This window comes from Pseudolysinimonas sp. (assembly GCF_031389465.1).
In the GTDB taxonomy this organism is placed as follows: Bacteria; Actinomycetota; Actinomycetes; order Actinomycetales; family Microbacteriaceae; genus Pseudolysinimonas_A.
This window is the reverse complement of sequence record NZ_JANMSQ010000200.1, coordinates 1-5,690: the sequence shown is the minus strand read 5'-3', so window position 1 is coordinate 5,690 and position 5,690 is coordinate 1. Positions and strand designations below refer to the sequence as shown.

Genomic DNA, 5,690 nt, shown 5'->3' with positions numbered 1-5,690 from the left:
GCGGCGACGAGTTTGCGGTGGTCTTGCCGGACACGGGGAGCGTCTCGGTGCAGTCGAGGCCGATGCCTTCCTCGACCTCGCGCTTCACGCGATCGACGTCTGCGCTCGGCAGATCGATCTTGTTGAACGCGGGGATGATCTCGAGGTCGTTCTCGATCGCGAGGTACACGTTCGCGAGGGTCTGTGCCTCGACGCCCTGCGTCGCATCGACGAGCAGGATCGCGCCTTCGCAGGCGGCGAGTGACCGCGACACCTCGTAGGTGAAGTCGACGTGCCCCGGGGTGTCGATCATGTTGAGGGCGTACGTCGCGCCGTCAACGGCCCACGGCATCCGCACGGCTTGGCTCTTGATGGTGATGCCGCGCTCACGCTCGATGTCCATGCGGTCGAGGTACTGCGCGCGCATGTCGCGGTCGCTCACGATGCCGGTCACGCCGAGCATGCGGTCGGCGAGGGTCGACTTGCCGTGATCGATGTGGGCGATGATGCAGAAGTTCCGGATGCGCGACGGGTCGGTCGCGGCCGGAGGCAAGGGAGAGCTGGCGCGGAGCATGACGTGTCATTGTCTCAGACCGACAGCCCTCGGCCGTGCGACGATCGACGGATGCCGATCCCCGACTTCGTGAAAGACCTCCGCGAGAAGATCGGGCAGACGCCGCTCTGGTTGGCGGGTGCAACGGCGGTCGTGGTCGACGGTGACCGCATCCTGCTGATCCGGCGTTCCGACACCGGGGCATGGACCCCGATCACCGGGATCATCGACCCCGGTGAAGAGCCGGCCGTGACCCTGGTGCGGGAAGCGCTCGAGGAGGCGAACGTCAGCATCGAGGTGCAGTGGCTCGCGTCGACCTGGGTGACGCGGCCGATCCGCTACGAGAACGGCGACGAAGCGCGCTACCTCGACCTGACGTTCCGCTGCCGGTATCTCGGCGGCGAGCCGATGCCGGTCGACGGCGAAGCGAGCGAGGTCGCCTGGTTCCCGCTCGACGGGATGCCGCCCATGGGCGACGAGATGACGGCGCGGGTGCAGCACGCACTCCGCGAAGAGGGGCCCGCGTACTTCAGTCGCGAACCCCTCTCGTGGAACGGTTAGGTCAGACCCAGTACCAACCGGCGGCCCAGGCGCCGAGCGCGAACGGCGCGAACATCACGAAGCCGATGACGGCGAGGATGACCCAGCCGAACAGCGAGAGCAGGCCGACGATGATCGCCCAGTTGGCGGTCGTCACCGACGCGGGCTCCTTGCCCCGGGCGATGAAGCCCAGGATGACGCCGGCGATCGCGAGCGGACCCATCCCGGTCGGGATGGAGAGGATGGAGAGCACGAGGCCGAGAACGCTGTAGGTGTTGGTCTCGGTCGTCGCGGGAGCGGTGGCGGGGCCCGTCGACTCGATCGACGGGGTGAGAGTTTCTGTGGTCATGTCTCGAAACTACGAGGGGGCGTCGAGCTGCACAGTGGGGCGAACCCCCGGATCCGCCCTCAGGCGCACCACCCACATTGCCCTGCCTCCCGCGATCCGGTAACGTAGCCCCTTGGTTTCCGCGTGGTCTTTTCCTCCCACGCGATTCGCCGGAAGCGCCCCTCTACCGCTCCGGACAGCGTAGATACCTTCCGTTCGAACGAAAGCACAGGCATGGCCAACATCAAGTCGCAGATCAAGCGCATCGGCACCAACAAGAAGGCTCAGGAGCGCAACAAGGCGGTCCGGAGCGAGGTCAAGACCGCCGTCCGCGTCACCCGCGAGGCAATCGCTGCGGGCGACACCGCCAAGGCACAGGCCGCGCTGGCTGTCGCCACCAAGAAGCTCGACAAGGCGACCAGCAAGGGCGTCATCCACGCCAACAACGCCGCCAACCGCAAGTCGGCGATCGCCAAGGCCGTCGCGGCTCTTCCGGTCAAGGCACCCAAGGCCCCCAAGGCAGCTGCCGCCAAGTAACACTTTCGCGAAGGCCCTCATCCTGCGGGATGGGGGCCTTCGTCGTTCCCGCCGATCAGTCGTCGGGGATGAGCCGCTTGCCTAACGAGACGACCGCGTCGTCGGTGTAGCCGAGCCGCGCGTAGAAGGCGAGCACGTCCTCGTTGCCCTCGCGCACCTGAAGGTTGACCTTCGGGCAGCCGAGCGCGAGAAGCCGCTCCTCGAAGGCGCGCATGAGCACGGTGCCCATACCGGACTGACGTCGGTCGGGCGCCACCGCGAGGTAGTTCACCCAACCCCGATGCCCGTCGAAACCGGCCATCCCGGTGCCGACAACCTCGTCCCCATCAACGGCGACCAGAAACAGCTCCGGCTGCACGGTCAGCTTGCGGGCGATGTCGCGACGCGGATCATTCCACGGACGCCCGCGCCCGCACGCCTCCCACAGCGCGACGACGGCGTCTTCGTCGGCCGCATCGAACGGCCGGATGTCGACGGCCATCAGCGCCGGGAGCGGTCGCTGAGCTGCGCGATCATCACCTCGAGCGCGTAGACCGGATCGCGGCCCCCGCCCTTCACCTGAGCGTCCGCTTCGGCAAGGGTCTGGATGGCGCGGCCGAGGCCGGCATCCGTCCAGCCCTGCAGGTCGCGCTTGGCGCGGTCGACCTGCCACGGGGCGAGGCCGAAGCGTTGGGCGAGCTCGTTCGACGAACCGCGTTGCCCGGCCAGTTTCGCCATCGTGCGGATCTTGCTCGCGACGGCCGCGACCATCGGAACCGGGTCGGCGCCGGAGGCGAGCGCGTGCCGCAGGAGGCCGAGCGCTTCGCCGTGGTGGCCGGCGATGGCGGCATCCGCGACGGCGAAGGCCGTGGTCTCGACGCGACCGCCGTAGTACTTGCCGACGGTCTCTTCCGTGACGTCGTCGGTCGTGTCGGCGAGCAACTGTTGACACGCCGCGGCGAGTTCGGCGAGGTCGTCGGAGAAGGCGCTGACGAGGGCGCGCAGGCCGGGGCCGGTGATCTTGCGGCGGGCGGCGGCGAACTCGGCGGCCACGAAGTCCTGCTTGTCGCTGTCGCGCTTCAGTTCCGCGCAGATGATCTCGATGCCGCCGCCGGTGCCGGCCCGCACCGCGTCGAGCAGCTTCTTGCCGCGGGTGCCGCTCGGGTAGCGCAGCACGACGTAGGTTTCGTCGGCGGGCGCCTGCAGGTAGGCGAACGCTTCGTCGAGGAAGGCATCCGTCATCTTGTCGACGTTCTCGACCCGGATGAGCCGGGGCTCGGCGAACAGGCTGGGGCTGGCGAGCGTGATCAGCTCGCCCGGCGAATAGGCACCGGCATCGATGTCGGACACCTCGAGGCTCGGGTCTTCAGCACGCAGGATGTCGCGCAGCAAGCGGATCGCACGGTCGGCCAGCACCGTCTCGGTTCCGCTGACCAGCACGACAGGCGCGGGACGCACCTGATCCCACGGGAGCTGCGGGATCGCCGCGCGGGCCGGAGCGCCGCGGCCGCGAGAAGGGGTGGTCGCCATCTTCTTCAGGCTACCGCGCGGTCCAGACCTCGACCTCGCCGGGACTGTCACCCGGGGCGATGAGGATGAGGCCGTTGAGGTCGGTCCGCAGCGGTGTCGTGCCGGTCGCTGCGAGGATGCCGAGCAACCCCTGCGTCGGGTGGCCGTAGCCGTTGTCGGCACCGACGCCGATCAGGCCGACCGTCGCGTCGAGGTGCTCGTACAGCCCCGCCGACTGGTCGGCGGAACCGTGGTGGGCGACCTTCACGACGTCGACCCGCGTGACCTCGACGGCTCCCGCCAGTCGGTGCTGCGCTTCCTCACCGAGGTCGCCCAGCATGACCGCCGACAGGCAGGGCTCCTCGATCAGACACGTCCAGCGCACCGCCATGCTCGCTTCGTTTCCGGGGGTGACCCCGCGGGGCGGCGGCCAGAGCGCCTCCCACGCCAGCGAGCCGAACGTTCCGCGATCGCCGCGGTCGACCGAGGTCACCTGCGCACCCGCGGCCGCAAACTCCGCAATCAGTCGCTCGTCTTCGGCATCCGCGGGCGGTCCGATGATGACGGCGTCCGCGCGGCCGAGCACGGCATCTGCTCCCCCGATGTGGTCGAGGTCGAAGTGGGTGAGCACGACGAGGTCGAGCCTGTGGATGCCGAGGTCGTCGAGGCAGGCTCGCAGTGGTGCCGACTCGGGCCCGAGGTCGATGAGCGCGACGGCATCCCCGCTGCGCACGAGCGTCGCATCACCCTGCCCGACGTCGCACATCGCGTACTGCCAGTCGGCGGGGCGACCAGCCCGGGTCACCACCGCTCCCCCGACTGCGGCCGCGACGTAGGCGACCAGAGCGACCATGCTCACCGCCCTCGCGATGCGGCGCGGTCTCCCCATCCCCAGGATCGCGACGAGTGCCGCCGCTTCGATCGCGACCAGCAGTGCCACCCCACCCGGGCCGCCGGGCCAGACCCCGCGCGCGCCCGGCAGCCCAGCAAAGAGGGTCGCGACCGCGGCGATCCAGGATGCGGGCAGCCAACCGAGCCACGCGACTGCGACCCCGAGCGGCGGCGCCAGCGCCCCGAGCAGGCACGCCATCAGGCCGAGCATCGTCGCCAGCGGCGCCGCCGGAGCGGCGAGCAGGTTGGCGGGCACCCCGTACAACGGCAACGACGGATCGAGCAGCAGGATGACGGGTTGGCACGCGAGTTGTGCGGCCAGCGGCACGCTCAGCACCGTCGCGAGCCATCCGGGCAACACCCGCGTCAGTTCGGCCGCGAGTGGCCCCGCGAGCATCAGCAACCCGGCCGTCGCGAGAGCGGAAAGCGCGAAGCCGTAGGAACGCGACAGCCACGGATCGGCGATCAGCAGCACGATAACGGCGGCGCACAGCACGGGCACCCCGAGCGCCGGACGACCCAGGGCGACGGCCCCGAGTGCGAGACCCGCCATCACCGCGGCACGCAGGACGCTCGGCTCGGGGGTGACGAGCACCACGAATCCGAGCAACGCGACCGCCGCGACCCCGATCCGCACAGGCAGCGCGGCACGGAGAAGTGCGGTAATCGCGAGAACGGCTCCCACGACGATGGCGCAGTTCGCGCCCGACACCGCCGTGAGGTGACTCAGGCTCGACGCCTTCATCGCCGCGTCGAGCGACTCGGGCACCCGCGTCGTGTCGCCGATCGCGAGCCCCGGCAGCAGCCCGCCGCCCGGTTCGGGCAATCCTCGGCTCGCGTCGAGGAACGACCAGCGGATGCCGTGCGCCCACGCCAGCAGAGGCGGCGGCTCCTGCACGACCTCGAGGTCGCCGCGCGGAAACAGCAGGAACGCGACATCCTCCCCCGCCTCGGTGCGCTCGAGCTCGCCGCGCAGGGCGACGGTCGACCCGATGGGTACCGACGTTCCGGGGTCGGCGAACACGAGCACCGGTGCCGAGGTGCCCGCAATGACTCCGGCGAAGCGATCCTCCTCGGCCCGGCCGCCGACGACCACGTCGAGTTCGAGCGATCGCCCCGACTCCGCCGCCTCGAGAAGGTCGGCGGGGGCGCGCGTCGGCGCCGCCATGGCGACGGCACCGAGCACCAGCGTGGCGGCCCCCGCCGCGACGGCCGGCAGAACGAGGATGCGCACCCGAAGTGCCGCAACGGCAAGCCCGCCCGCGACGACCGCGCCGATCATCGTCGCCGCGGGGGCCGCATCCGGCACCCCGATGACGACCCCCGCGGCCAGCCAGCTCAGCGCCGCGGCGGGCAGCAGCCTCCAACGAGCGG

Annotated in this window: 7 protein-coding genes; 2 read left to right on the top strand and 5 right to left on the bottom strand. The window is 70.3% G+C overall.

Features of this window, described 5'->3' with window-relative positions; translation table 11 throughout:
• A partial coding sequence (locus RMO30_RS08005) for a GTP-binding protein (RefSeq protein WP_309711706.1) occupies positions 1 to 553 on the bottom strand: 553 nt, incomplete at its 3' end.
• A gap of 51 nt (positions 554 to 604) precedes the next feature.
• On the opposite strand from RMO30_RS08005, the gene RMO30_RS08000 reads away from it, so the two are divergent.
• Positions 605 to 1,093 carry an NUDIX domain-containing protein gene (locus tag RMO30_RS08000; protein WP_309711703.1) on the top strand — a complete coding sequence of 163 codons (489 nt, stop codon included), beginning with the start codon at positions 605 to 607 and terminating at the stop codon, positions 1,091 to 1,093.
• Position 1,094: 1 nt separating this feature from the next.
• Here the strand turns inward: RMO30_RS08000 and RMO30_RS07995 are convergent, their stop codons facing one another.
• Positions 1,095 to 1,421, bottom strand: a complete 327-nt coding sequence (locus tag RMO30_RS07995) for a hypothetical protein (RefSeq protein WP_309711700.1) — start codon at positions 1,419 to 1,421, stop codon at positions 1,095 to 1,097.
• Positions 1,422 to 1,634: 213 nt separating this feature from the next.
• Here RMO30_RS07995 and rpsT point away from each other — a divergent pair, with 213 nt between their 5' ends.
• Positions 1,635 to 1,937, top strand: coding sequence for a 30S ribosomal protein S20 (gene rpsT / locus RMO30_RS07990; protein WP_309711699.1), 303 nt, complete (start codon positions 1,635 to 1,637; stop codon positions 1,935 to 1,937).
• A gap of 55 nt (positions 1,938 to 1,992) precedes the next feature.
• Here rpsT and RMO30_RS07985 read toward each other — a convergent pair whose 3' ends face one another.
• The 3 genes from RMO30_RS07985 to RMO30_RS07975 form a co-directional block, all read right to left on the bottom strand.
• A complete protein-coding gene (locus RMO30_RS07985; RefSeq protein WP_309711696.1) occupies positions 1,993 to 2,418 on the bottom strand; it encodes a GNAT family acetyltransferase in 426 nt (141 codons plus the stop codon).
• Entirely contained in the window at positions 2,418 to 3,446 is a 1,029-nt protein-coding gene (gene holA / locus RMO30_RS07980) for a DNA polymerase III subunit delta (protein ID WP_309711693.1), read from the bottom strand. Before holA ends, RMO30_RS07985 begins: the two co-directional genes overlap by 1 nt.
• A 10-nt stretch (positions 3,447 to 3,456) precedes the next feature.
• Positions 3,457 to 5,690 (bottom strand): ComEC/Rec2 family competence protein (locus tag RMO30_RS07975; protein WP_309711690.1); only part of this gene is annotated, 2,234 nt, incomplete at its 5' end.

Bases quoted from the DNA above. Each gene is read 5' to 3' on its own strand.
- rpsT (WP_309711699.1), top strand. From the start codon at position 1,635: ATGGCCAACATCAAGTCGCAGATCAAGCGCATCGGCACCAACAAGAAG.
- RMO30_RS07995 (WP_309711700.1), bottom strand. From the start codon at position 1,421: ATGACCACAGAAACTCTCACCCCGTCGATCGAGTCGACGGGCCCCGCC.
- RMO30_RS08000 (WP_309711703.1), top strand. From the start codon at position 605: ATGCCGATCCCCGACTTCGTGAAAGACCTCCGCGAGAAGATCGGGCAG.
- holA (WP_309711693.1), bottom strand. From the start codon at position 3,446: ATGGCGACCACCCCTTCTCGCGGCCGCGGCGCTCCGGCCCGCGCGGCG.
- RMO30_RS07985 (WP_309711696.1), bottom strand. From the start codon at position 2,418: ATGGCCGTCGACATCCGGCCGTTCGATGCGGCCGACGAAGACGCCGTC.